20 protein-coding genes and 2 pseudogenes are annotated in these 23,718 nt (G+C 60.2%); 8 read left to right on the top strand and 14 right to left on the bottom strand.

Annotation, left to right across the window (positions count from 1 at the left end; all coding sequences use genetic code 11):
- Window positions 1-44: 44 nt before the first annotated feature.
- From CU110_RS08060 to CU110_RS08040, 5 genes are all read right to left on the bottom strand, one after another.
- Window positions 45-875 carry a metal ABC transporter ATP-binding protein gene (locus tag CU110_RS08060; protein WP_077376403.1) on the bottom strand — a complete coding sequence of 277 codons (831 nt, stop codon included), beginning with the start codon at window positions 873-875 and terminating at the stop codon, window positions 45-47.
- Window positions 876-988: 113 nt separating this feature from the next.
- Window positions 989-1,522 (bottom strand): zinc ABC transporter substrate-binding protein, encoded by a 534-nt coding sequence (locus CU110_RS08055; protein ID WP_164850319.1) that lies wholly within the window; start codon window positions 1,520-1,522, stop codon window positions 989-991.
- Window positions 1,509-1,985, bottom strand: coding sequence for a zinc ABC transporter substrate-binding protein (locus CU110_RS17630; protein ID WP_127735417.1), 477 nt, complete (start codon window positions 1,983-1,985; stop codon window positions 1,509-1,511). Before CU110_RS17630 ends, CU110_RS08055 begins: the two co-directional genes overlap by 14 nt.
- Window positions 1,986-2,062: 77 nt before the next feature.
- Window positions 2,063-3,400, bottom strand: a complete 1,338-nt coding sequence (locus CU110_RS08045) for a dihydroorotase (RefSeq protein WP_077376398.1) — start codon at window positions 3,398-3,400, stop codon at window positions 2,063-2,065.
- A 59-nt stretch (window positions 3,401-3,459) separates the two neighbouring features.
- Window positions 3,460-3,927 (bottom strand): Fur family transcriptional regulator, encoded by a 468-nt coding sequence (locus tag CU110_RS08040; RefSeq protein ID WP_084208678.1) that lies wholly within the window; start codon window positions 3,925-3,927, stop codon window positions 3,460-3,462.
- Between the two features lie 52 nt (window positions 3,928-3,979).
- Between CU110_RS08040 and CU110_RS08035 the strand changes: the two genes are divergently transcribed.
- Complete coding sequence (locus tag CU110_RS08035) at window positions 3,980-4,576, top strand: DUF1826 domain-containing protein (protein ID WP_127735414.1); 597 nt, start codon at window positions 3,980-3,982, stop codon at window positions 4,574-4,576.
- A gap of 3 nt (window positions 4,577-4,579) precedes the next feature.
- Here CU110_RS08035 and CU110_RS08030 read toward each other — a convergent pair whose 3' ends face one another.
- Window positions 4,580-5,596 carry an alpha-L-glutamate ligase-like protein gene (locus CU110_RS08030; RefSeq protein ID WP_240499519.1) on the bottom strand — a complete coding sequence of 339 codons (1,017 nt, stop codon included), beginning with the start codon at window positions 5,594-5,596 and terminating at the stop codon, window positions 4,580-4,582.
- 1 nt (window position 5,597) lies between these two features.
- The gene (locus CU110_RS08025; protein WP_077376389.1) at window positions 5,598-7,160 is read right to left on the bottom strand and encodes an inactive transglutaminase family protein; all 1,563 of its coding nucleotides are present in this window, start codon (window positions 7,158-7,160) and stop codon (window positions 5,598-5,600) included.
- Between CU110_RS08025 and CU110_RS08020 the strand changes: the two genes are divergently transcribed.
- Window positions 7,159-7,635 (top strand): DUF3833 domain-containing protein, encoded by a 477-nt coding sequence (locus tag CU110_RS08020; protein ID WP_127735411.1) that lies wholly within the window; start codon window positions 7,159-7,161, stop codon window positions 7,633-7,635. The genes CU110_RS08025 and CU110_RS08020 overlap by 2 nt on opposite strands.
- Here CU110_RS08020 and CU110_RS08015 read toward each other — a convergent pair.
- The 6 genes and pseudogenes from CU110_RS08015 to nfuA all read right to left on the bottom strand — a co-directional run bounded on the left by CU110_RS08015 (window position 7,614) and on the right by nfuA (window position 12,582).
- Window positions 7,614-8,201 (bottom strand): GAF domain-containing protein, encoded by a 588-nt coding sequence (locus tag CU110_RS08015; protein WP_127735408.1) that lies wholly within the window; start codon window positions 8,199-8,201, stop codon window positions 7,614-7,616. The genes CU110_RS08020 and CU110_RS08015 overlap by 22 nt on opposite strands.
- Before the next feature lie 41 nt (window positions 8,202-8,242).
- The gene (locus CU110_RS16860; RefSeq protein ID WP_065392486.1) at window positions 8,243-8,635 is read right to left on the bottom strand and encodes an ectoine synthase; all 393 of its coding nucleotides are present in this window, start codon (window positions 8,633-8,635) and stop codon (window positions 8,243-8,245) included.
- Window positions 8,636-9,892 (bottom strand): annotated as a pseudogene (gene ectB / locus CU110_RS08010) (diaminobutyrate--2-oxoglutarate transaminase); the annotation flags it as partial.
- 77 nt (window positions 9,893-9,969) lie between these two features.
- The gene (gene ectA / locus CU110_RS08005) at window positions 9,970-10,527 is read right to left on the bottom strand and encodes a diaminobutyrate acetyltransferase (RefSeq protein ID WP_077376377.1); all 558 of its coding nucleotides are present in this window, start codon (window positions 10,525-10,527) and stop codon (window positions 9,970-9,972) included.
- 61 nt (window positions 10,528-10,588) lie between these two features.
- Window positions 10,589-11,968 carry a diguanylate cyclase gene (locus tag CU110_RS08000; protein WP_127735401.1) on the bottom strand — a complete coding sequence of 460 codons (1,380 nt, stop codon included), beginning with the start codon at window positions 11,966-11,968 and terminating at the stop codon, window positions 10,589-10,591.
- Window positions 11,969-11,991: 23 nt separating this feature from the next.
- On the bottom strand, window positions 11,992-12,582 hold the full coding sequence (gene nfuA, locus CU110_RS07995; protein WP_077376371.1) for a Fe-S biogenesis protein NfuA: 591 nt from the start codon (window positions 12,580-12,582) through the stop codon (window positions 11,992-11,994).
- 378 nt (window positions 12,583-12,960) lie between these two features.
- On the opposite strand from nfuA, the pseudogene metH reads away from it, so the two are divergent.
- The 6 genes and pseudogenes from metH to CU110_RS07970 all read left to right on the top strand — a co-directional run.
- Window positions 12,961-16,674: pseudogene (metH, locus tag CU110_RS07990) on the top strand (methionine synthase); the annotation flags it as partial.
- 18 nt (window positions 16,675-16,692) lie between these two features.
- The gene (locus CU110_RS16125) at window positions 16,693-18,021 is read left to right on the top strand and encodes an MATE family efflux transporter (protein ID WP_084209709.1); all 1,329 of its coding nucleotides are present in this window, start codon (window positions 16,693-16,695) and stop codon (window positions 18,019-18,021) included.
- On the top strand, window positions 17,915-19,132 hold the full coding sequence (locus tag CU110_RS07985; RefSeq protein ID WP_127735396.1) for an ABC transporter substrate-binding protein: 1,218 nt from the start codon (window positions 17,915-17,917) through the stop codon (window positions 19,130-19,132). The genes CU110_RS16125 and CU110_RS07985 overlap by 107 nt, the downstream gene beginning before the upstream one ends.
- Window positions 19,060-21,168, top strand: coding sequence for a GGDEF domain-containing phosphodiesterase (locus CU110_RS07980; protein ID WP_127735393.1), 2,109 nt, complete (start codon window positions 19,060-19,062; stop codon window positions 21,166-21,168). Before CU110_RS07985 ends, CU110_RS07980 begins: the two co-directional genes overlap by 73 nt.
- A 156-nt stretch (window positions 21,169-21,324) precedes the next feature.
- Window positions 21,325-22,977 carry a nitrite/sulfite reductase gene (locus CU110_RS07975; protein WP_077376353.1) on the top strand — a complete coding sequence of 551 codons (1,653 nt, stop codon included), beginning with the start codon at window positions 21,325-21,327 and terminating at the stop codon, window positions 22,975-22,977.
- Window positions 22,970-23,524 (top strand): DUF934 domain-containing protein, encoded by a 555-nt coding sequence (locus CU110_RS07970; protein ID WP_084208669.1) that lies wholly within the window; start codon window positions 22,970-22,972, stop codon window positions 23,522-23,524. Before CU110_RS07975 ends, CU110_RS07970 begins: the two co-directional genes overlap by 8 nt.
- Window positions 23,525-23,527: 3 nt before the next feature.
- Here CU110_RS07970 and CU110_RS07965 read toward each other — a convergent pair whose 3' ends face one another.
- The gene (locus tag CU110_RS07965) at window positions 23,528-23,701 is read right to left on the bottom strand and encodes a DUF2970 domain-containing protein (protein ID WP_077376348.1); all 174 of its coding nucleotides are present in this window, start codon (window positions 23,699-23,701) and stop codon (window positions 23,528-23,530) included.
- Window positions 23,702-23,718: the final 17 nt, after the last annotated feature.

Below are 23,718 nucleotides of genomic sequence, written 5' to 3'. Positions count from 1 at the left end.
GAAAGAAATGAAACCCGCCAGGCAGCCTGTCACGGGCCACCGTATCAATGATGGTGATGAATCATCTGGACGTGTTCACCGTAGAGCCGCTCGATCGATTCGGCGGTCAGCGTCTCGGTGTCATGGACGATCATCTTGCGGTTGAGGCAGGCCACCCGATCGACATAATCACTGATGAAGCCGAGATCATGACTGATCACCACGACGCTCATGCGATTGGCCAGCCGATTGAACAGCTCGAACAATGAACGCTCACCATCGCTGTCGACGCTCGCGGTGGGCTCATCCAGCAACAGCAATTGCGGCTCGGCCGCCAGTGCCCGGGCTATCAGGACACGCTGCAGCTGACCGCCGGAGAGGGCATCGATATGCCGACGGCGCAGATGACCGATACCGACTTCCTCCAGCACCGCACCGATCGCCTCACGATCCGCGCGTGGCCAGGGGCCCCATTGACGCTTGCGTCCCTGGCGTCCCATCAGCACGACGTCTTCCACGCGGATCGGGAAGCGCTTCACGAAATTGGCGAACTGTGGCACATAGCCGATATGGCGTGCGGCAGATTGGGGAGTGCGCCCCAGCACGCGGACACACCCAGCTGCCGGTTTGTGAAGGCCAAGCACCAGCTTGAGCAAGGTGCTCTTGCCGCCTCCATTGGGGCCGATCAGCCCCACGATCTCGCGGGCGCCGACCTGGAAGTCGACATCGTCGAGAATGACCTGCTCACCATAGCGAAAGGTCACGCCGCGAATATCGATGGCATCCGGCGCATCCGCCGGTACCGGGCGAAATACCGGACCGACACTGCGCCCGGTGGCTGGTGCATCCGGATGGCTGTCCGGGCGCCGGCGCGCGACGGAGATGGGGCTGGCCATGACGAGAGGTACCTCTTTGCAACGCAGACGGGCGCGTGAGCGCCCGTCTGACTTTTTTATGGGGCAGAGCATTGTGCAAGATCATGCCGCATGCGCAATACCCTGGCCAGAAATTACTGACTGTCGGTCCGCTCGAAGCCTGCTTTCAGTGCTTCGGTGGCACGCTTTAGATTCTCGAGATAGTCCTCGGCCAACGGGTCCAGCACGGCGACTTCGGCATCCAGCGAGCTGGCGATGCGCTTGGCGGCCGTCTGGGAGAATTGTCCCGAGACGAAGATGGTGCCGATGTTCTCATCCTTGGCACGCGTGACCAGAGTGGCCATCTCGCGTGGTGTAGGCTCACGACCACTGACTTCAATGGCATGCTGCGCGAGTGAGTAGCGATCCGCGAAGTAGCCGAAGCTGGGGTGGAAGATCAGGAAGTTGCGACCCTTGTAAGGTGCCAGCGCCTGCGCGATCTGCGTGTCCAGCGCATTCAGGGTCTTGAGCAGCCGCTGCTCATTGGCATCGATTTCACCGGCATGTTCAGGCAGCTGGGCTTCCAATACCTTGGCAGTGCGCTCGACGACGGTCTGCATTCGCTGCGGATCCAGCCAGAGATGAGGGTCGGCTTCGCCGAGGTCTTCATGCTCATCATGCGTGATCATGATGATGAGCGTCTTCACTGCCGAAATGGCGCGTGTTGAGACCCTCTTCCAGATGCACGACCTGCATCTCGGCATTGTTCTTCTCGAGACGCGGCAACCAGACCTGCTCGAAGGGTACGCCGATGGCGAGATAGAGGGGAACCGTCGACAACTCGGCCACCTGGCGAGGGGTCGGATCATAGGTGTGCGGGCTGTTGCCCGGTTTGACCAGCGTCGTGATCTCGACATGATCCCCGGCCAGCTGATCGACCATCCACTCGATAGGCGGCACGCTGACGGCGACATGCAGTGGCGCACTGTCTTCGGCTTGCGCGTTGGGGGCCGCCAGAACGGCAAGCGCACCCAGCACGCTCAACGGCAGGCTACGCGCAGCCCGCGAACCCAGCGTGCGCTGGATCCGGGACAGCAGCTTTTCGCAGAACACTTGGCGAGAGGCCAGGGGAGAGCCCGCATGCATACTCATGACACCACTTCCTTCTGATAGTGATCACGGCATGATGCGGGCAAGGCGTGCCGAAGATCGACACGCCAGGACCGCCATCAGCCGCGGTTGAACGAGAGACGCTGGCCGTTGGCCACCGGGTTGACGGTCTTGCCGTCATAGGCTTTCACGCCATTGACGAAGGTCGCATCGATGCGTGCCTTGAAGGTCACGCCATCGAAGGGGCTCCAGCCACACTTGTAGAGCACGTTGTCACGGGTGACGCTGGTCTCGCCATTCAGGTCGACCAGCACGAGATCCGCGAACGCACCTTCACGGATATAGCCGCGATCGACGATGGAGAAGCGATCCGCGACGTTGTGGCTGGTCTTCTGCACCAGGGTTTCCAGGTCATAGATGCCGTCCTGAACCTGATCCAGCAGTGACAGCAGGGCATGCTGCACCAGCGGCAGACCGGAAGGCGCCTTGAAGTAGGGGTTCTGCTTCTCTTCCCAGGTATGCGGCGCGTGGTCAGTGGCAATGATGTCGATGCGACCATCCATCACGGCGGCACGCAGGGCGGCACGGTCTTCGGCGGTCTTCACGGCCGGGTTGCACTTGATCAGGCTGCCACGCGTGTCGTAATCGGCATCGCTGAACCACAGGTGATGCGCGCAGACCTCTGCGGTGATCTGCTTGCCAGCCATCGGGCCCGGCTTGAACAGCGCCATCTCTTCAGCGGTGGTCAGGTGCAGGACATGCAGCTGGGTTCCGTTGCGAGTGGCCAGGTCGATCGCCAGGCGTGAGCTCTTGATGCAGGCCTCGCGAGAACGGATCAGACCGTGCTCGGAGAAGGGCACGTCTTCCCCGAAACGCTCACGCCAGCGCGCCTCGTTCTCCAGAATCATCGGAGTGTCTTCGCAATGCGTGACGATGGGCGTCGGAGCATGCTTGAAGATACCTTCGAGAATCTCCGGATCATCGACCAGCATGTTGCCGGTCGAGGCACCCATGAAGATCTTGATGCCGCAGGTCTGATTCGGATCCAGCGTCTTGATCGCTTCCAGGTTGTCGTTGCTGGCACCCAGATAGAAGGCGTGGTTGGCATGCGCACGACCCGCCGCCACGGCAAACTTGGCCTCCAGCGCATCGCTGTCCAGGGTTGCCGGCTTGACGTTGGGCATGTCGAAGAAGGTCGTGATGCCCCCGGCGACGGCGGCGGCCGACTCGGTGGCGATATTGCCCTTGGCGGTCAGGCCGGGCTCACGGAAATGCACCTGATCATCAATCATGCCCGGCAGCAGATGGCGGCCGGCAGCATCGATCACTTCACGCGCGTCCAGATGTGAGAGATCACTGCCGATGGCATGGATACGCCCGTCCTTGATGCCCACATCCAGAGTGGAAATGGTGCCTTCATTGACGACCTGTGCCTGCGAAATGCGGATGTCCAGCATGTGACGTCCTCCGTGGGAAGCAAATGTTATATCGTATCAAAAGCGCTCGCAAGCGCCATTCACTGAGCGGTTTCTACCATGTCAGCGACCTGAGAGGCGCATTTCTGGCAACGCCCCTCAAGTTCGACAGTCTGGCGTTCGATCGTGAAACCATGGCGATCTGCACTGGCGAGAAGGCGAGTGCCAAGATCATCGTCGTGCATCTCCTCGACTCTCCCGCAACCACGACAGATCAGCAGCTGGAAGCCGTGCTGATGCTCGGGACAGTGGCAGGCAAGGAAGGCATTGAGCGATTCGATGCGATGGACGAGGCCTTGTTCGATCAGGAAATCCAGCGCGCGATAGATCGTGGGCGGGCGGGCGGCACCGTGTTCCTTGGCAAGCTGATCCAAAAGGTCGTATGCCTTGAGTGCGCCATGACTGTTGGCGATCAATTCCAGCACACGTCGCCGGATCGGGGTGAAACGCACGCCACGCTTCAGGCATTGGCGTTCAGCCTGGTCGATCAGCGAAAGTTGCTCGGGCATGAAGAATCCTGGGTGTCGGGAATTCTGAGGATCGAGAACACCACACTGGCACATCGGCGAGCAGGCGCTGGATCTCGGGGAGATCTTTCGCCCGGAGGTGACGCTGGCCGTGATGCAGCGCCGCATCGATGCGGCATTGAAAATGGCGGTCAAGGCTCAGTCCTCGGGTGCCTACCCGCTGCGCATGCGCTGGCGCGGGCCTATCAATGACCTGCGTGAGGCGCTGGAGCGCTACCTTCCCGCACCGGATGCCGGGGCTGCGCTGATAGAGGATATCTATGTGCTGGGAGAGGCCATCGGCGAGCTGTTCGACGTGCAGGATATCGGCATGCGGCTGGAAATGACCCAGAGCGCCATGTGCCCACGCTTTCATGTGGATCGCATTCCGGTCCGGTTGGTGACGACCTATGAGGGCCCCGGAACGCAATGGTTGCCGGAGCAGGCCGCCGATCGCCTGGCTCTGGGGCATGGCGTTGTCGGACACCGGGACATCTGTCGGGACCCGGAACAGATCCGGGAGCTGCGCCCGGGAAGCCTGGCCTTGCTCAAGGGAGAATGCTGGCCCGGCAATGAGGGGCATGGCCTGATCCATCGCTCGCCAGTCGTGCCGACCGGTAGCCGTCTGATGCTGAGCATGGACCCCGGTTGAGCATCATTCAGGAATGGGGGCCATTCCGACGTTGGCCACGTCTTCCTTGCTGCGTGCGAAGTGCTTGCGGGCGAAGGCTACCCGTTCCGCGACAGGCACGCCATCGGGTTGACGCTCGATCAGCTCGAGACGCTTGCGCAGTCCTTCACCATTGGCCATCTGGATGGCGAGGCCCGGTCGGGCATTGAGCTCGAGCAGCATCGGGCCATGGCGCCGGTCAAGCACCATGTCCGTGCCCAGATAGCCCAGCCCCGTCATCTCGTAACACCCCGAGGCCAGTTCGAGCAGGGTGTCCCACTGGGGTACCTTGAGCGAGAAGATGTCATGTCCCGTATCGGGGTGGGCGAACTGCGGGCGATCATACTGCACGCCGCGCACGGCCCAGCCTGACCCGATATCCAGCCCGACACCGACTGCCCCCTGGTGGAGGTTGGCCTTGCCATCCGAGGCCGCCGTCGACAGGCGCATCATCGCCATCACGGGATAGCCCTTGAAGACGATGACCCGAATGTCGGGAACGCCTTCATAGGTGAACTCGGCGAAGGCCTGATCGAAGGAAATCAAGCCTTCGACCAGCGCCACATCCGGTGAGCCGCCCAGCGAATAAAGTCCTGACAGGATGTTGGAGACGTGGCGCTCCATGTCGGCACGCGTGATGCGCGCGCCGCTGGGCTTCACATACTCTTCGCCATCATGGTGCTCGATGACGAGGATCCCCTTGCCGCCAGAGCCCTTGGCCGGCTTGATCACGAAACCTGCGTGATCGCGCACCATGTCGACGACCCGCTCGACCTCGAACTGGCTGGCGACCTTGCCGATCATCTCCGGCGAGGCCAGACCGTACTTCTGACACAGCAGCTTGGTCTGCAGCTTGTCATCCACCAGCGGGTAGAGGCGGCGGTCGTTGTACTTCGAGATATAGCCGATGTTGCGGCGATTCATGCCGACAACCCCCCGGGCACGCAGGGCGCCCGGTGTGGTCCAGTTGCGCGACCAGCGATTCATCCATGACGCGAGCATCTCAATCCTCCGTCAGCGGCTTGAAGCGACGCAATTCCAGCAGACGATAGCCGGTGTAATTGCCCAGCAGCAGGATGAAGGCCATCAGCACCAGCTGCAGACCCAGGAAGTTGAAGGTCAGGTGGCGCACCCACGGATTGTTCATCGCCAGATAGGCCAGCACGGCGGTCAGAAGGCTACCGCCACCTTGCTTGAGGACTTCCTTGGGGCCTTCCTCTTCCCAGAGGATCGACATGCGCTCGACGGTCCAGGACAGGATGATCATCGGGAAGAAGGTGATGGTCAGGCCGGCATTGAGGCCGAAGCGATAGGCGAGTACCGAGAAGATCGAGATGATCGCGATCACCGTGATGATCACCACCGAGACCCTGGCGACAAGCAACAGGTTGAGCCGCGAAAGGTAGCTGCGAATCACGAGCCCGGTGGCGACGATGAGCAGGAAACCGATCAAGCCCGTGATCAGGCTGGTCTGGATGAAGGCGAGGGCGATCAACACCGGCATGAAGGTACCGGAAGTCTTCAGGCCCACGAGCACTCGCAGCAGCACGACGACCAGTGCGCCGATCGGGATCAGCAGAATGGTCTTGAACAGGGCCTGCTCTTCCAGCGGCAGTGAGTGGATCGAGAAGTTGAGCAGCTCGTCATTGGCCAGCTTGTTGCGAACCGCGACGGCGGCCGGTTCGTTGTGGCGAATCATCGAGAAGCTGACACGGGAATTGACGCCACCTTCCACTTCCAGCATCGGGGCACCGCGGCCTTCCCACAGCAGCAGGTTGTCAGGCTCACCTTGCTTGCCGGTCTCGGGGTTGATCAGCACCCAGTCAGTGTTGAGCTTCTCACCCTCAGGGGAGTCGATCTCGACAGCCTGATTGCTGTCAGGTGTCTCGGCGAAGACCTGCAGCCAGGAGCTCACGTTCTGGCGACGGCGTCCGTCTTCCAGGCTCAAGCCACTGACCAGGCGTGCGCTCACGCCCGCTTCATTGAGCAGACGCAGCATCAGCACCGGACGCTGGAACTGGGTCAGCAGCAGACGCGCGTTCTCACCCTGACGCTGATTGTCGAACTGCTTGATCAGTTCACGGGCGAAGGTGAAGGAGTCGGCGCTGCGGGTGCGCGCCTGCTCGATCACCTGAGCGGCAGCCGTATCATAGGGACGCTCCCATGACACTTCCTGAGGCGCCGGCAGGCGCTTGATGGCAGCAGGCGTCGCGTTGTCGGACTCCAGCATGGTCACGGTGTAATACAGCAGCTGGGAGCCAGCGGCCTCACGGATCGACCATTCAGCACGACGGCCCGGCAGATCATCGAGGTACGACAACCCGAAGCCGGAGGAGGCCGTGTTCTCGGTCAGGACGCTATAGCCTTTCTGATTTTCCGGAAGCGCCAACGATGCCTTGACCGGACCGCCCGTTGCCGTGAAGGCGACCTGGGCCTCGATATCCCAGACTTTCTGTTGTGCACCCGGCACCCAGGGCACATCGAAGGAAATATGGCGGTAGGCGGTCAGGCCCACGCCAATCAGCATCAGCAGGCCGACCAGCAGGTAAAAGGAGAAACGCGACATGGGAGTCCTTGAGTATGCCGGTTCCGGACCCGAGTTCAGAATCGACGAGTACTTCCTCGGGCACACACGAGGCTGGGGAATGGTTCAGGATCGCTCCGGTGAAGTGACTCGACGCTTCGTAGTGGACCTACAGGGCACCAGGCAGGATGGACGATTGACCCTCGACGAGAACTTTCGCTACAGCGATGGCGAGACGCAGCATCGACAATGGACCTTCGTCCCGACGGGTGACCGTCAGTGGCGCGGCACGGCAGCTGACGTGACCGGAGAAGCCACGGCAGCCAGCAATGGCCATGCCTTTCGCATGCAATATGTCCTGCAGGTTCCCATCGATGGCAGTGTCTGGGAGTTCAACATGGATGACTGGATGTATCTGCAGCCAGACGGACGCGTGTTGAATCGCACCTCGATGCGCAAACTGGGCATCGAGCTTGCCACCATCACCCTCGCCTTTCAGCGCTGTCCCTGTGACTGAAGATAACGTCGTCGTGTGCTGTAGCCGGTAATGGGGTCAATGCTGGCCTGAAGCGTGGCACGCGTTCGTTCCGTCAGGAGGCTGTCGCGCTGGATCAGCTCGTTTTCGACCAGCATGGCACAGCGTCCCAGCCTTTCGAGTTGAGGCGCACTCAGCTCACGTGGTGTGTGATCGATGAGGCACAAGGTGCCCAATGGCAATCCTGAACTGTCTCGCAGCAAGGCGCCGGCATAGAATCGGAGATATGGCGGGCCGGTGACCAGGGGATTGTCATGAAAGCGTTCATCCTTGCTCGCGTCGTTAACGACGAGGTAGCGCTCTTCATGGAGAGCGTGGGCGCAGAAGGCCAGGTCACGCCCCGTTTCACGTGCATCGATACCGCAGTGGGCCTTGAACCATTGGCGATTCTCGTCCACCAGTGACACGAGACAGATGGGGACATCGAAGATATCCGCGACCAGGCGCGTCAGGTCGTCATAACGCTTTTCATGCTCACTATCCAGTACGTGAAGCGCGTGCAGGCTATCGATTCGCTCCTGTTCGCGAGGATGAGGGGCTGCTGGCATGAACCCGGGACGCCCACCTGCCGCAATGGCGTGACGCGGATTCAGGCTTCGGCAGGTGCGTAGGAGCCATCTTCACGGTGGACTTCCTTGCCGGTCAGACCCGGCGTGAAGACACATGCCAGATGCATGGTCTTGGTAGCACGCAGCAGGTGGTCGTCATGTTCATTGAGGATATAGACGTCACCCGGCTTGATCGGCCAGACCTTGCCATCCGCCAGTGTCTCCACCTCGCCCTCACCTTCCATGCAATACACGACTTCATAGTGGTGCTTGTAGTGGATATGGGTCTCGGTACCTTCGAAGATACGGGTGATATGGAAGGAGCACTTGCCACCATCTTCGTCGAGCAGCAGACGAGTGCTGTCCCAGTTGCCGTTCTCGGCCTTGACCAGACGATCCGTCTTGCGGGCTTCCTCGAGATTGCGAACGATCATCAGGACGGCTGCCGCATTTTCCTCGATGATGTCGAGGGCTTCCAGCAGGTCTTCATCACGGATGGTCAGCGGACACAGGCATTTGACGACCTGCCCGGAGTGACCGCTGGTCTCGATGATCAGGCCCTGCTCGAAACAACGTGAGGTGATGGCATCTGCCAGTTCACCTGACGCCACATCGATACCGCGCATCAAGCCACGACCTTTCTCGTGCGCCGCGAAGCCGTTTTCACGCGCCTTGGCGGCAATCTTCTGGAAGCGCTCCTCGACGATACGGCCCTTGCGCTGGATGTCGCGCTCGAACTTGTTGTCGCTCCAGAAGTGGCGCAGTGCGGCGGCGCCGGTCACGAAGGCCAGTGCATGGCCACGGAAGGTGCCGTTGTACTGACTCGGCTTCCACTCATCCAGCTCCGGACGCATCATCACCATCGCGAACGGCACGCCAGAGGCCGACAGTGACTTGGAGTTGCAGACGATGTCCGGAACGATGTCGGCATGCTCGAAACTGAAGAACTTGCCGGTACGACCACAACCCGCCTGGATATCGTCGATGATCAGCAGGATCTTGTGCTCCTTGCACAGGGCATCCAGACGCTGCAGCCATTCGATGGAGGCCGGGTTGATGCCACCCTCGCCTTGTACGGTCTCGACCAGTACGGCTGCCGGGCGGTCAAGACCACTGGAGGAGTCCTTCAGCAGCTTGTCGAGATACGCGACAGTGTCGACACCCTCGCCCATGTAACCATCATAGGGCACGAACTGTGCGCCCTGGGCTGGCAGACCCGCTGCATCACGGAACTTGGCGTTGCCTGTCGTGGCCAGAGCACCCATGGTGACGCCATGGAAGCCGTTGGTGAACGACACGATGTTATGACGGCCCGAGACCTTGCGCGCCAGACGGATGGCGGCTTCGACGGCATTGGTACCGGTCGGCCCCGGGAAGTGGACCTTGTAGTCCAGACCACGCGGCTTGAGGATCACTTCTTCCAGAGCTTCCAGGAAGTCGCGCTTGGCGGAAGTCCACATGTCGAGACCGTGGATGATGCCATCGCTGCTGATGTAATCGATCAATGCCTTCTTGAGCACCGGGTGGTTGTGCCCGTAGTTGAGCACGCCCGCGCCGGCCAGGAAATCGATGTAGCGCTTGCCATCCTCGGTGAACAGGTGGGCATTCTGCGCCTTGGTGAAGACGGTCGGGAAAGAACGAGAATAAGTGCGTACCTCGGATTCCATCTGTTCGAGTATCTGCGTATTCATGCTGTCACCTCCCTGGTGATGGATGGCCATGGGCCATACCAGAATGTAAAGACGATTCAACGAATGACACTGACCCCTCAGATATCGCTCGGCAGGAACGGACCGATACGTACCAGGTTCTCCGCGAGGTGCACGCCGCCCAACTGATCCGAGGAGAAATACTCACGCGAATGCAGGGGGACCTGCCAGCGCTCGGACAGACGCGTGAAGAGTGCCCAGGACGCTTCGTTGTCAGGTGTGATGGTGGTTTCGAGGTGGCGCACATGGGCCATCTCCGGGCGCTTCATCACGGCTTCGATCAGACGACGTGCCAGGCCAGTCCCGCGGGCTTTCTCACCGACGGCGATCTGCCACAGGAAGAAGGTCTGCGGGGCATCATTGCGGGTGTAGCCCGAGACGAAGCCGACCACCTCACCCTCTTCATCCGTCGCCACGGCGCAGCTGTCACGGAACTGGGTTGCCAGCAGAACGTACGAATACCCTGAATTGAGGTCCAGCGGCGGGCATGCCTTGACCAGCTCATAGATGCCCCAGCCGTCATCAGTGGTCGGCTGACGGATGAACAGCGGCGTCGTGGCGCGGTTGATCACGGCATCATGGGTGTGGTGGGCAAGGCCCTGAATCGTGGAAGTCATTGTCATGGTTTTCATAGATTATTTCGCAGTTGGCGAATTCGCTATAAACCATAACAAACCGTTATGAGTCTTGCAAACCATAGTTTATTTGCGAAGCGCTCATACATAACGGGAAATTATCCCTGGAGGAGGACGCCACGATCTGCCCGAGTTCATCGTGGCGACTGAACTGGATGGCGCAGTTGCGGCCTTCATTCTTGGCAGCATATAGCGCCATATCGGCATTGTGAGTCAGCGCTTCACGTTGATTGCCGTGTTGCGGCGCGATCGCGATACCGATGCTGCACCCCACTTCCAGCTTGTGGTCTTCATAGAGGAAAGGCTTGCCCAATGAATCGATGATGCGCTGTGCCAGCTGGGCAAGTTCACCATGGCGCCCCAGATTTGCCTGGATATCGGCATTGTGGACCAGTACCACGAATTCATCGCCGCCCAGACGTGCGACGAAGTCGTCCTTGCGCACCACCTGGTTGAGCCTTTCCGCGATCACCTTGAGAGCGACGTCACCAGCCGCGTGACCATAAGTGTCATTGATGGGCTTGAACTTGTCGATGTCCAGCATCAGACAGGCCATCTGACCGCCCTCTTCATTGACATCAGCCAGCCACTGCTCGCTTCTCTCATAGAAATGCTGACGATTGGGCAGGCCTGTCAGGGAATCATGCATTGCCAGCTGAGTGATGCGTTTCTTGTAGTTGTTGCTCTCGATGATGTTGTACTTGAACTTCTGCAACGCACGCGCCATCTGGCCGACTTCATTGGTGTGCTGAGTACTGTCGATCACCACGCTGACATCATCATTGGCCAGAGTGTTCATCGTCTGCGTGAGGCGGCGAATCGGCTTGAGCACATAGCGAGCGAACAGCCACATGGAAAGCCCGATCAGCACGGCGATCATGATCAGCGCCAGGCCATTGACGATAGGGGCCAGCGTCGCCAGCAGCTTGAGCGTCTTGCCGACCGCCGCCGAAGTGGCGGCGACGCGTTGATCGCTTTGATGATCCAGGACCGCAAGGCCCTCGATCGCTGGGGCGTCGTCGACCTTGACGCGGGCGTCAAGCTCACTGGCTGACATGCCGGGCTGCTCATCATGTAGATGACTGATCGTCAGCAGGCGCTCGCTGTAAGCCTGAATGACACTGGCGATATCGCGGATCGCACGCTGCTCTGCCACGTTCATGCCCATCTCGCGGTAGGCCGCAAGCGTCTCACGCAGCGACTGGATGTCCTGGGCGGCTTGCTGTCCATAGATGGCGTCCCCGCGCAGAACATAGTTCTTGAAGTGGTGGATCATCTCGCCGTACCCCATGTCCCGACGCAGGTTGGCGACCAGGCGCGCCTTGCCCATGCCATCTTCCAGCGGATTGGCATTGTCACGGGATTCACGTATGGCGACGCTGCGCAGGGTGTCCAGCCCGGACACGGCCAGATAGTCATCCACGACGACCTGTCGGTCGATCTCGATCAGTTGTAATAGGCATTGGTCGTATCGGTGTGATCGGTCACGTCACGAATGCCGGCGAGCTCGGGGATGCGTTCCAGAAGCGTCTTCTCCACGCCATCCTTGAGCGTCAGGTCAACGGCCGAGCACCCTTGGCACCCGCCGCCGAACTGAAGCACGGCAACCTGGTCGTCGGTCAGCTGCATCAGCTTGATCTCACCACCGTGTGCCGCCAGGCCCGGATTGATCTCGCTGTAGAGGATGTAATTGATGCGATCTTCCAGCGGGCTGTCTGCATTGACCTTGGGCATCTTGGCATTCGGTGCCTTGATGGTGAGCTGGCCGCCCATGCGATCCGCATTGAAGTCGACCGTCGCCTCTTCCAGGAACGGAACGCTGTGGGTGTCGAGATAGACCTTCAGCTTCGGAAGATCCAGAATCTCGTCCGTCGGCTCTTCTTCTCCCGGGCGGCAGTAGGCAAGACACGTCTCGGCATACGGAGTGCCCGGCTGGGTGATGAAGATGCGCACGCCGATGCCTTCCACGTTCTGCTTCTCGAGCAGCTCGGCAAGATACTCCTGGGCGCTATCGGTAATCTGGATGCTCTCACTCATGGCGCAGAGACTCTCTTGATGTCAGGTGACTAATGGCTCCATGTTAAGGAAATCCTGCTGCACTCGCAATCCTGAGCAAATCACTCGGGTTTGGCGCCATGGGCGCGGCCACTCCCGGGTGGGCTTTCCTAAAGCACTCATGTTGCGCATGAATCATGCTCATCGTGACGATTCTGAGGTCTGATACGATAGCCACATCTGGCAAGGCGAGGATGCCGCGAGCGGCTCCTTCACCAGAGCTTCCCAATAGCAATGAGTTCGCGCCTGTGGCGTGTGGCTTGCCTGGCAAAGTCCTCTTGCCTGGCAAAGTCCTTGCTTGGCAAACAGAGTCACACGTCCGGGAAACAACGCGACAAGTCACGTACGCTGGAGTCCGTCATGGCGCAAGCCCACCCCCCTGTTCCCTATTCCCTGCCCCTGTCTGACGCGCTGAGACAGGCGCTGCAGGAGCGTATCCTGATCCTCGATGGTGGCATGGGCACCATGTTGCAGAGCTATGGGCTGGAAGAGGAAGACTTCCGCGGTGAACGCTTCGCCGACTGGCCCAGTGACATCAAGGGCAACAACGACCTGCTGGCCCTGACACGCCCGGATATCGTCGAAGCGATCCACCGCGCCTATTTCGAGGCCGGCGCCGATATCGTCGAGACCAACACCTTCAATGCGACCCAGTTGTCGCAGTCCGATTACGGCATGCAGGCGTTGGTGTACGAGATCAATCTCGAATCGGCGCGACTGGCGCGCAAGGCAGCCGATGACGTGGCCGCCGAGACCGGCATCCCGCGCTTCGTCGCCGGGGTGCTCGGCCCGACCAGCCGCACCTGCTCCATCTCCCCCGACGTTAACGACCCCGCCAAGCGCAACGTCACCTTCGATATCCTGCGCGACAACTATCGCGAAGCTGCGCTGGCGCTCTTCGAGGGCGGCGCGGACCTGATCCTGATCGAGACCATCTTCGACACGCTCAATGCCAAGGCGGCGATCTACGCCCTGGAGGAGCTGTTCGACGAGGGTCACCCGCGCCTGCCGGTGATGATCTCCGGTACCATCACCGATGCCTCGGGACGCACGCTGTCCGGCCAGACCACCGAAGCCTTCTGGAACTCGGTACGCCACGCTCGCCCGCTGAGCATCGGCCTCAACTGTGCTCTCGGCGCCGAGGAGCTGCGCCCCTATCTGCGTGAGCTGTCCGAGAAGGCCGATACCTTCGTGTCTGCGCATCCCAACGCGGGCCTGCCCAATGAATTCGGCGAGTACGACCAGACCCCGGACGAGATGGCCGAGATCATCCGAACCTTCGCCTCGGAGGGTCTGCTCAACATCATCGGTGGCTGCTGTGGCTCCACGCCGGAACATATCCGCGCGATCAAGGGTGTGGTGGATCAATGCGCGCCCCGCAAGGTGCCCGAGATCGCCAGAGCTTGCCGCCTGTCGGGGCTTGAGCCCTTCAACATCCAGCCGGACTCGTTGTTCGTCAATGTCGGTGAGCGTACCAACGTCACCGGCTCCGCGCGCTTCCGTCGCCTGATCAAGGAAGAGGATTACACCACCGCGCTGGAAGTCGCCCTCGAGCAGGTCGAGAGCGGCGCGCAGGTCATCGACGTCAACATGGATGAAGGCATGCTGGAGTCACAGGAGGCCATGGTGCGCTTTCTGAACCTGATCGCCTCGGAGCCGGATATCTCGCGGGTGCCGATCATGGTCGACTCCTCCAAGTGGGACATCATCGAGGCGGGGCTCAAGTGCATCCAGGGCAAGGCGGTGGTCAATTCCATCTCGCTCAAGGAAGGCGAGGAAAGCTTCCGTCACCAGGCGCAGATCTGTCGACGCCATGGCGCGGCCGTGGTGGTCATGGCATTCGATGATGTCGGACAGGCCGACACCTATGAGCGCAAGATCGAGATCTGCGAGCGCGCCTACCGATTGCTGGTCGAAGATATCGGCTTCCCGGCCGAGGACATCATCTTTGACCCCAACATCTTCGCCATCGCCACCGGCATCGAGGAGCACAATAACTACGGTGTCGATTTCATCGAGGCCACGCGCTGGATCCATGCCAACTTGCCGCATGCGATGATCTCCGGTGGTGTCTCCAACGTGTCCTTCTCGTTTCGCGGCAACAACCCGGTGCGTGAAGCGATCCACTCGGTATTCCTCTATCACGCCATCCAGGCGGGTTTGAGCATGGGCATCGTCAACGCCGGCCAGTTGGCGCTCTACGATGATCTACCCGATGAGTTGCGTGAGGCCGTCGAGGATGTGGTGCTCAATCGTCGTGATGACAGTACCGAGCGTCTGCTCGACATTGCCGACAAGTACAAGGGTGATGGCAGTACTGGCGAGAAGAAGGAAGATCTCGAGTGGCGCAGCTGGCCAATCAACAAGCGTATCGAGCACGCGCTGGTCAAGGGCATCACCACGCATATCGAGGAAGATACCGAAGAGGCGCGGGTCCAGGCGGCGCGCCCCATCGAGGTCATTGAAGGCCCCTTGATGGATGGCATGAATGTCGTCGGTGACCTGTTCGGTGCCGGCAAGATGTTCCTGCCCCAGGTGGTGAAGTCCGCACGGGTCATGAAACAGGCGGTTGCCCACCTGATCCCCTTCATCGAGGCAGAAAAGTCCGGAGACACCCAGGCCAAGGGCAAGATCGTCATGGCCACCGTCAAGGGCGATGTCCACGACATCGGCAAGAACATCGTCGGCGTGGTGCTTCAGTGCAACAACTATGAGGTGATCGATCTTGGCGTGATGGTACCCGCCGAAAAGATCCTGCAGACCGCCATCGACGAGAAGGCCGATATCATCGGGCTTTCGGGCCTGATCACGCCATCACTGGACGAGATGGTCAGCGTCGCCAGGGAAATGCAGCGTCGGGGCATGCAGTTGCCGTTGCTGATCGGGGGCGCCACCACCTCCAAGGCGCACACGGCGGTCAAGATCGAGCCACAGTACGAGCATCCGGTCATCTATGTCACCGATGCGTCGCGCGCCGTGGGCGTGGCGTCTCGTCTGCTGTCACCCGAGCTCAAGCCCGACTTCGTCGATCAGGTGCGCAGCGAGTATGCCGTGGTGCGTGAACGCAATGCCAAACGACGCCCGAAGGCTGCGGACCTTGACTATGCCCAGGCGCGCAAGCGCCGCTTCCAGCCTGACTGGGAGAATTACACGCCGCCGGCGCCAAGTTTCACGGGCCTCAAGGTCTTCGATGGGTATGATCTCAACGAACTGGTCGAGCGTATCGACTGGACGCCCTTCTTCATGAGCTGGCAGCTGTCAGGCAAGTATCCGAAGATCCTGCAGGATGAGGTGGTCGGAGACGCCGCGCGTGCCCTGTTCGCCGATGCCAGAGAAATGCTGCGCAAGTTGATCGATGAGAAGGTGCTGACCGCACGTGGGGTCATCGGTTTCTGGCCAGCCAACTGTGTCGACGACGATACCCTGGAGGTCTATGCCGATGAGTCGCGTACTCAGGTCATCGAGCATCTCCACCACATCCGTCAGCAGATGACCAAGAACCGCGACGGCGTCTGTCACAGCCTCGCCGATTTCATCGCTCCCCGAGACAGTGGCAAGCCGGACTGGATCGGTGGCTTCGCCGTCACCACCGGGCATGGGGCGGATGAATTGGCCAGACAGTACGAGGAGGCTGGCGATGACTACAACGCCATCATGGTCAAGGCGTTGGCGGATCGTCTCGCCGAAGCCTTTGCCGAGCGCCTGCACGAACGTGTCCGCAAGGAGTTCTGGGGATATGACGCCGAAGAAGTGCTCGACAACGAGGCACTGATCGCCGAGCGGTATCGGGGCATACGCCCGGCGCCCGGCTACCCGGCCTGTCCGGACCACACCGAGAAGGCCACGCTGTTCCGCATGCTCGAACCGGAGACGCATGCCGGCATGGTGCTGACCGAGAGCTTCGCCATGTGGCCTGCCGCCGCCGTTTCCGGCTGGTACTTCGCCCATCCTGAGTCGAAGTACTTCTCCACCGGCAAGATCACCCGGGACCAGGTGCTGTCATTGGCGGAGCGCAAGCGCATGCCACTCGCCGAAATGGAGCGCTGGTTGTCACCGGTACTGAGCTACGATCCGGACAACGGGGCGTGCGTGATGTTGCCTGAACGCCAACGCAGCCTGAGAATTCTGAAGCTGGCACTGCCCATCATCGGTGGCATGCTCTCGCAGAGCCTTCTCAATCTGATCGATGCCGCCCTGGTAGGACAGCTTGGTGAGACGGCGCTGGCCGGAGTCGGGGTCGGGGGCTATGCCATGTTCATGGTCACGGCCTTGATCTTCGGGCTGTCATCCGCCGTGCAGGCCCAGACCTCTCGACGGCTGGGAGAATCTGCCCCCGAACGTTGCGGCGAAGGGCTGAATGCCGGACTGATATTGGCATTGTCGGTGGGCATTCCCGTGATGTTGGCCTGCCATCACTGGGCAGACACCTTGCTTCGTCTGATCAATGACCAGCCTGAGGTCCACGCAACGGCCACCTCTTACTTCCAATGGCGCGTCGCCGGCATCGTGCCCGTCGCCATGGCATTCTGCTTCCGCGGATTCTGGAATGGACTTCAGCGCACCGGTATCTATCTGCGTATCATGTTGATCACCCAGCTAATCAATGTGGTGTTGAGCATCATCTTGATCCATGGACTCTATGGCGCCCCCAGGATGGGGGCCGATGGTGCAGGTGCCGGTACGACACTGTCCCTCTTCGTGGCATTGGGCCTGTGGGTGCAGGCGACCCTGGGAGAGCGCAGACAACATGGCGTACTGCATGCCTGGCCGCCACTGAGACACTACCTGACGCTGCTCAAGCTGGCGGTGCCCCATTCCTTCCAACAGCTGTGGTTTGCGGCGGGCTATGCCGTGTTGTTCTGGATTCTGGGTAGGATCGACGCGGCCAGCGTGGCGGTGGGTCATGTGCTGGTCAATCTCTCCCTGCTGCTCATTCTGCCAGGAGTCGGTCTGGGGCTGGCGGCCATGAGTCTGGTGGGTCAGGCGTTGGGGCGCGATCACCATGAAGATGCCCATCGTTGGGGATGGGATACGGTGCGCATCGCCCTGCCTTGCCTCATGCTGCTGGGATTGCCGCTCTGGGCGGCACCGGAAAGCGTGCTGGGCCTCTTCCTGCATCGCCCGGAGTTGATCGCGCTGGGCAAGCTCCCGTTACAGCTGACCGCCGTGATGATCATCATGGACTGCGCGGCCATCGTGCTGGCTCAGGCGTTGCTCGGGGCTGGTGCCAATCGCACGGTCATGACCGCCACCCTGGCCATCCAATGGCTGCTCTTCCTCCCGCTTGCCTGGTGGTTCGGGGTGCATCTGGAGGGTGGATTGCTGGCCATCTGGTGCACTCAGCTCGGGTATCGAATCTTCAACTCTCTTGTCTTCAGTGCCATCTGGCAACGCAGAGAGTGGCAGTTGCTGCGGCTCTGAGCCCGGGCGAAATCTGACCGCCGTCTTCGTCAATCCGGGGCTGCCTGGGGAACGATTCTGGAACATGGTCACGGCGACGATGCAGGCAGCAGCTCGAGACCTGAATGTCTCGCTGGAAGTCGTATATGCCGAGCGAAATCCCATCCTCATGAAACGATTGGCAAGCGCGGCCCTGGCGCGTGCAACATCCCCGGACTATCTCGTGCTGGTCAATGAGGAGCAGGCCGCTTCCGACCTCCTGCCTCTGGCAGATGGCGGCTCATCACATATCGTGATGCTGTTGAACGGCTTGACCCCGGAGGAGCAGACAACTCATGGCGTCCCGGGCAGTGTCCACCCCTCCTGGATCGCCAGCGTCATTCCCGACAACCATGGCGCCGGGAGAAGGATGGCCAGCGAATTGATTGACGCAGCGCGTATCTATCCGCCCGGTGAAACGCGCCACGGGCTCGCCTTGATCGGCGATACCAGAACGCCAGCCTCCATCGCTCGCAATGCCGGGATGTTGAATGGCTTTGCTGAGCATGATGTCGTCAAGATGACGCGCATTCTCGAGGCACGCTGGAACCTTCCGGATGCTGAGCGGCTCACGCATCACTATCTCCAATGGGCCGAACGCTCGGGATTGCACAATACCCTCATCTGGGCGGCAAACGACGCCATGGCGGAAGGTGCCGTCCGAGCGGTTGAAGCCAGTGGCATGCAGCCGGGCAAGGATGTGCTGATCGCGGGTCTCAACTGGTCGCCCGAGGGCATCGCCATGGTGATGGACAAGCGCATGGTGATGTCAGATGGCGGGCATTTCATGGCGGGAGCCTGGGCGATGGTGATGTTGAGAGACCACGCTGATGACACCCACTGGGCCCCCAGAACCGTGCACTTCCCGATGAGCCCCATCCATCAGGGAAATGTCGATATCTACGGCCCGTTGCTGATCCAGCCGGACTGGGAAACGGTGGACTTCACGCGCTTCAGATTGCAGACAATGGAAGACGACTACGCGTTTGATCCGATGGCAGTGTTGGAGCAGATGATGCAGTGCGCTACTACAACCATGAGGGCACTCTCGTCGAGGAGATCACCAAGCCGGGCGACGCCCTGGACCCGATGATACATTCCCAGGAGCTGGTCTATCGCAATTCTCTCGTGACGCAGGTCGTGGGGCGACTGGAGATGGAAAGCACCAATGCTCCCTTGCTTGCCAAGCAATACCAGGGAGGAGCGCTGCTGTTCGTTATCGCACTCTCGATCATCATCTGCGTTCTGCTGATCGTTTCCTGGCAATTGAAACGCTACGTGATGAACCCTCTCAACCGGGCGATCGCCAGCATGCGTCAGCTGGAGAATCCGCAGACGGCATTTCGCAGGATCCCGCTCACGCGCTCAAGAGAGATCAACAAGGTCATTGCACAGCTGAATAGCCTGGGCGAGCGCATCTTCATCATGATGGAGGCGCTGCGTGACAACGAAGAGCGCTATCAGCATTTCTATCGCGACACCCCTGCACTGCTCCTGGTGATTGATGCTCACGGTACGGTGCTGGATGTCAGCCAGAGGATGCTCGAGGTAACGGGGTGGAAGCGAGAGCAACTGGTGGGATCGCCCTTCGATACCTTGATCATCGGCCAGAATACTCATTGTATCGATCGCATCAGCTCGGCGCTTCGCAAGGGGGACGCGTGCGAGAACCAGGTGATGACCCTCAAATGCCTCTACGAAGAGGACCGGCAGGTACAGGTGGTCATCCCGTCGGCCACCAATGACAGCGAACGCGGCACCATGATGCTGTTGTCGGACGTTACCGAATTGAAGCGGACCCAGAAGCGATTGCTGGAGCATGAGCTGATCGACCCGCTGACACAGCTGCCGAATCGTCTGGCCCTGAACTCACACCTTCAGACACTCATCAATGGCGGGGCTCCCTTCGGACTGCTGCTGGTCAACATCGATCGTTTTCACAGCATCAATCACCACCTCGGCCCTGTCGACGGCGACATCCTGCTCAAGGAAGCAGGAGAACGTCTGAAGAGTTGCACTCCAGCCTGGATGGGTCGCTCCGGCGGAGATGAATTCGTCATGACCTGTGACACAAGCGAATTGCGCGCCCTGGCGCGTCGGATTGAACTGGCCTTCTCGACGCCGCTTCTCAAGGCGGGGGAGCCCATCAATCTCAGCCTGAGCAAGGCAGGGCTTGAAGTTCGCCAGGATGATGAGACGCCCAGTCGTCTGATGCGCCTGCTCGAGCGCACTGTCATGGATATCAAGCACAAGGGAGGCAACCAGTACCGACTCTGTGTACGCGACAGCGCTCTGGAGGACGGTGAGCCATTGTTCCTCAAGGAGCGTCTGATTCGCGAGGCCCTGACCAGAGGTTGGCTCTGCCTTTACCTGCAGCCCATCTTCCAGGCGCAAAGTCCTGATCTCGATGCACCATCATTGCTGGGGGCGGAGGCACTGGTGCGTATCCATCACCCAGACCTTGGCTTGATTGCGCCCAATGAATTCATTGCGGCAGCGGAGAAGACGGGGCAGATCATCGATATCGGAAACTGGGTACTGGAAGAAGCGGCCGTCATCTTGAGTGAATGGCAAAAGCAAGGTATCGAGACTCGTTACCTGTCCGTCAATGCCTCTGTCATGCAGTTCAGGGATCAGGGCCTGCTGCACAAGCTCGAATCATTGATCGAACGCCATCCGATACGTCCTCGGCAGCTGATCATCGAAGTGACCGAAAATCTGATGCTCGACAATGAGGACAGCCTGCGCTTTCAGCTGGAGGCGATTCGTAAGCTGGGCGTGAATCTGTCATTGGATGACTTCGGTACTGGCTTTTCATGCCTTTCCTATCTTCACAACCTGCCCTTCGGCACCTTGAAGATCGACCGCTCGTTCGTGATGAACGTACAGACAAGCCGGCGAGACAGGGAGCTTGCACGCATCATCGTCGACATGGGGCATTCGCTTGGCATGCAGGTCGTCGTGGAGGGAATCGAGGCACGGGGTCAGGCAGAGATCTTCAGGGCCATGGGAGTGCGCGCCTTCCAGGGGTATCACTTCGCGCGTCCGATGCCCCTGCAGGCCTTCAATGCCCGCAGGGCCAGACGCGCATATTGCAGCCTCTGGCCTTTTCTTTCGTTCTTGCCGTAGGCACACTCATGGCATCTTCTTCATAACCCTATCATCGAAAAGTATGATTATTTATTCTTTTAAAGAATAAAAGATAGGGAGTAAGGTGACCGCAGCATCAACAAGACTCGCATCAGTGGTCGCCCACCTGATGCCCGACCGCAGGACACCCCTGACATGTATCGGTATGACACTTACGACCAGACCCTGGTCGACGAGCGGGTAGCTCAGTTCAAGGACCAGATGGACCGCTATCTGGCCGGCCGCCTGGGTGAGGAAGAATTTCGTCCCCTGCGCCTGCAGAACGGCCTCTACATTCAGCGTCACGCACCGATGCTGCGTATCGCCATTCCCTACGGCATGCTGAGCGCTGCACAGTTGCGCTCACTGGCTGCCATCAGCCGTCGCTATGACCGTGCCTATGGTCACTTCACCACGCGTCAGAATCTGCAGCTCAACTGGCCGAAGCTTGAAGATGTCCCGGCGATCCTCGCCGAGCTGGCCCAGGTCGAGATGCATGCGATCCAGACCAGCGGCAACTGCATCCGCAATACCACCACGGATCAGTTCGCCGGTATCGCGCAAGACGAGACGGTGGATCCGCGTCCCTGGTGTGAGCTGATTCGTCAGTGGTCCACCCTGCACCCGGAGTTCGCCTATCTGCCGCGCAAGTTCAAGATTGCCGTCACCGGCGCCAGCGCGGACCGTGCCGCGATCCAGGTCCACGATATCGGCCTGCGCCTGACACGTGGCGAGGATGGTCGCGTCAAGGCGACCGTGCTGGCAGGTGGCGGCCTCGGTCGTACCCCGATGGTCGGCGATGTCGTGCGGGAAGATCTCGATTGGCAGCACCTGCTGACCTATCTTGACGCCATCGTCCGCGTCTACAACCAGTGGGGCCGTCGTGACAACAAGTACAAGGCGCGCATCAAGATCCTGGTCAAGGCATTGGGCATCGAGGAGTTCCGCCGTCGTGTCGAGGAAGAATGGGCACACTTGAAGGATGGCCCCGAGACACTGACAGACTCGGCGGTTGCCAAGGCGACCGAGTACTTCCCGGAACCGGCGCGTCGTGCCGTCGGCGAGGACGCGATTGCGGCCTACGAGACACTGCGTAGCGAGAATCGGGCCTTTGCCCGTTTCGTGACCAACAATGTCGTCGGCCACAAGGTCCCGGGTTACAAGGCCGTCACCTTGTCGCTCAAGCGCCGTGAACTCGCGCCGGGCGATGTCACCGCTGATCAGATGGACGCCGTGGCCGACCTCGCGGAAGAGTACGGTTTCGGTGAACTGCGTGTGACGCACGAGCAGAACCTGGTGCTGTCAGATGTGCCGGTCGATCAGCTCGAGAATCTCTGGAAGGCGCTGGACGCGCTGGGCATGGCCAATCCGACCGTTGGCACCCTGGCCGACATGATCTGCTGCCCTGGCGGTGACTTCTGCTCACTGGCCAATGCCAAGTCGATCCCGATCGCCCAGGCACTGCAGGATCGCTTTGAAGACCTCGATTTCCTGTATGACCTCGGCCCGCTGGATCTGAACATCTCCGGTTGCATGAACGCCTGCGGCCACCACCACGTCGGCAACATCGGCATTCTCGGTGTCGACAAGAAAGGCCAGGAGTTCTATCAGGTCTCGCTTGGCGGCCGCAGTGATGACAACGCGACCATCGGCAAGATTCTCGGCCCGTCGTTCAATGCCGAGGACATGCCGAACGTCATCGACAAGGTGTTGCAGGTATATGTCGAGCAGCGACTGGAAGATGAGGTCTTCGTCGATACTTACCACCGCATCGGCATGAAGCCGTTCAAGGAGCGGGTCTATGCCTGAGGTGACAGCGGAAATGACGTCAGCACGTGAATTGACTGATCAGCGTCAAGGCGGAGTCATCCGTCAGAACCAGCTGGTCCCCGAGGACGCCTGGCAGGTCGTGCGCCTTGATGAAGACGGTAACCTGCCAAGCTACCAGCAACCTGCCCTGCTGCCTCTGGCACACTGGCAGGCGCTGGTTGACGCAGGTGAAGGGTCTGACCAGCTTGGCCCCTGGCTTGCCAGCGATACCGAGCTGACACCGGAGCTGGGAGAAGCACTTGCCACTGCACCGCTGCTGGCAGTCGATTTCCCCAACTTCAATGATGGGCGTGGCTATACCCTCGCCCGCCTGATGCGAGAGCGGTATGGCTTCCAGGGCGAAATTCGCGCCATTGGCGATGTGCTGGTCGATCAGCTGCATTACATGAGCCGCTGTGGCATCGACGCCTTCCAGCTGCGCTCGGACCAGTATGTGGAAGATGCCTTGTACGCGCTGTCCATCTTCAGCGTGAGTTACCAGACAGGTATCGATCAGACGAGTCCGCTGTTCTCTCGTCGCTGGTAACCCTCACGCCGCCATCACCGTGGCCAGCAATGCCATGCCCCCGACCAACAGAGCAGCCATCACCAGTCCTACCACCAGAAAGTCCAGCGCATGACCATGCTCGAAGTCACGTTTGCGGTTGGCTTCCTTCTGAACGCCGATGAATGCAGCAAGCACGGATTTGACTTCGTTGATCATGAGCACCTCCCAGCCAT

This window comes from Cobetia sp. ICG0124 (genome assembly GCF_004006355.1).
GTDB lineage: Bacteria > Pseudomonadota > Gammaproteobacteria > Pseudomonadales > Halomonadaceae > Cobetia > Cobetia marina.
Note: the sequence above shows the minus strand (reverse complement) of the source record. Positions and strands in the feature narration are given on the sequence as shown.

What these genes read in the sequence shown, in the direction of transcription:
- CU110_RS08015 (WP_127735408.1), bottom strand. Translation starts at nt 8,201, where the DNA reads ATGCCAGCAGCCCCTCATCCTCGCGAACAGGAGCGAATCGATAGCCTG.
- CU110_RS07965 (WP_077376348.1), bottom strand. Translation starts at nt 23,701, where the DNA reads ATGATCAACGAAGTCAAATCCGTGCTTGCTGCATTCATCGGCGTTCAG.
- CU110_RS17630 (WP_127735417.1), bottom strand. Translation starts at nt 1,985, where the DNA reads ATGAGTATGCATGCGGGCTCTCCCCTGGCCTCTCGCCAAGTGTTCTGC.
- CU110_RS08030 (WP_240499519.1), bottom strand. Translation starts at nt 5,596, where the DNA reads ATGCTCGCGTCATGGATGAATCGCTGGTCGCGCAACTGGACCACACCG.
- CU110_RS08045 (WP_077376398.1), bottom strand. Translation starts at nt 3,400, where the DNA reads ATGCTGGACATCCGCATTTCGCAGGCACAGGTCGTCAATGAAGGCACC.
- nfuA (WP_077376371.1), bottom strand. Translation starts at nt 12,582, where the DNA reads ATGAGTGAGAGCATCCAGATTACCGATAGCGCCCAGGAGTATCTTGCC.
- CU110_RS08025 (WP_077376389.1), bottom strand. Translation starts at nt 7,160, where the DNA reads ATGTCGCGTTTCTCCTTTTACCTGCTGGTCGGCCTGCTGATGCTGATT.
- CU110_RS08040 (WP_084208678.1), bottom strand. Translation starts at nt 3,927, where the DNA reads ATGCCCGAGCAACTTTCGCTGATCGACCAGGCTGAACGCCAATGCCTG.
- CU110_RS16125 (WP_084209709.1), top strand. Translation starts at nt 16,693, where the DNA reads ATGTTGCCTGAACGCCAACGCAGCCTGAGAATTCTGAAGCTGGCACTG.
- CU110_RS08060 (WP_077376403.1), bottom strand. Translation starts at nt 875, where the DNA reads ATGGCCAGCCCCATCTCCGTCGCGCGCCGGCGCCCGGACAGCCATCCG.
- CU110_RS16860 (WP_065392486.1), bottom strand. Translation starts at nt 8,635, where the DNA reads ATGATCGTTCGCAATCTCGAGGAAGCCCGCAAGACGGATCGTCTGGTC.
- CU110_RS08020 (WP_127735411.1), top strand. Translation starts at nt 7,159, where the DNA reads ATGGGAGTCCTTGAGTATGCCGGTTCCGGACCCGAGTTCAGAATCGAC.
- ectA (WP_077376377.1), bottom strand. Translation starts at nt 10,527, where the DNA reads ATGACTTCCACGATTCAGGGCCTTGCCCACCACACCCATGATGCCGTG.
- CU110_RS07975 (WP_077376353.1), top strand. Translation starts at nt 21,325, where the DNA reads ATGTATCGGTATGACACTTACGACCAGACCCTGGTCGACGAGCGGGTA.
- CU110_RS07970 (WP_084208669.1), top strand. Translation starts at nt 22,970, where the DNA reads ATGCCTGAGGTGACAGCGGAAATGACGTCAGCACGTGAATTGACTGAT.
- CU110_RS08055 (WP_164850319.1), bottom strand. Translation starts at nt 1,522, where the DNA reads ATGATCACGCATGATGAGCATGAAGACCTCGGCGAAGCCGACCCTCAT.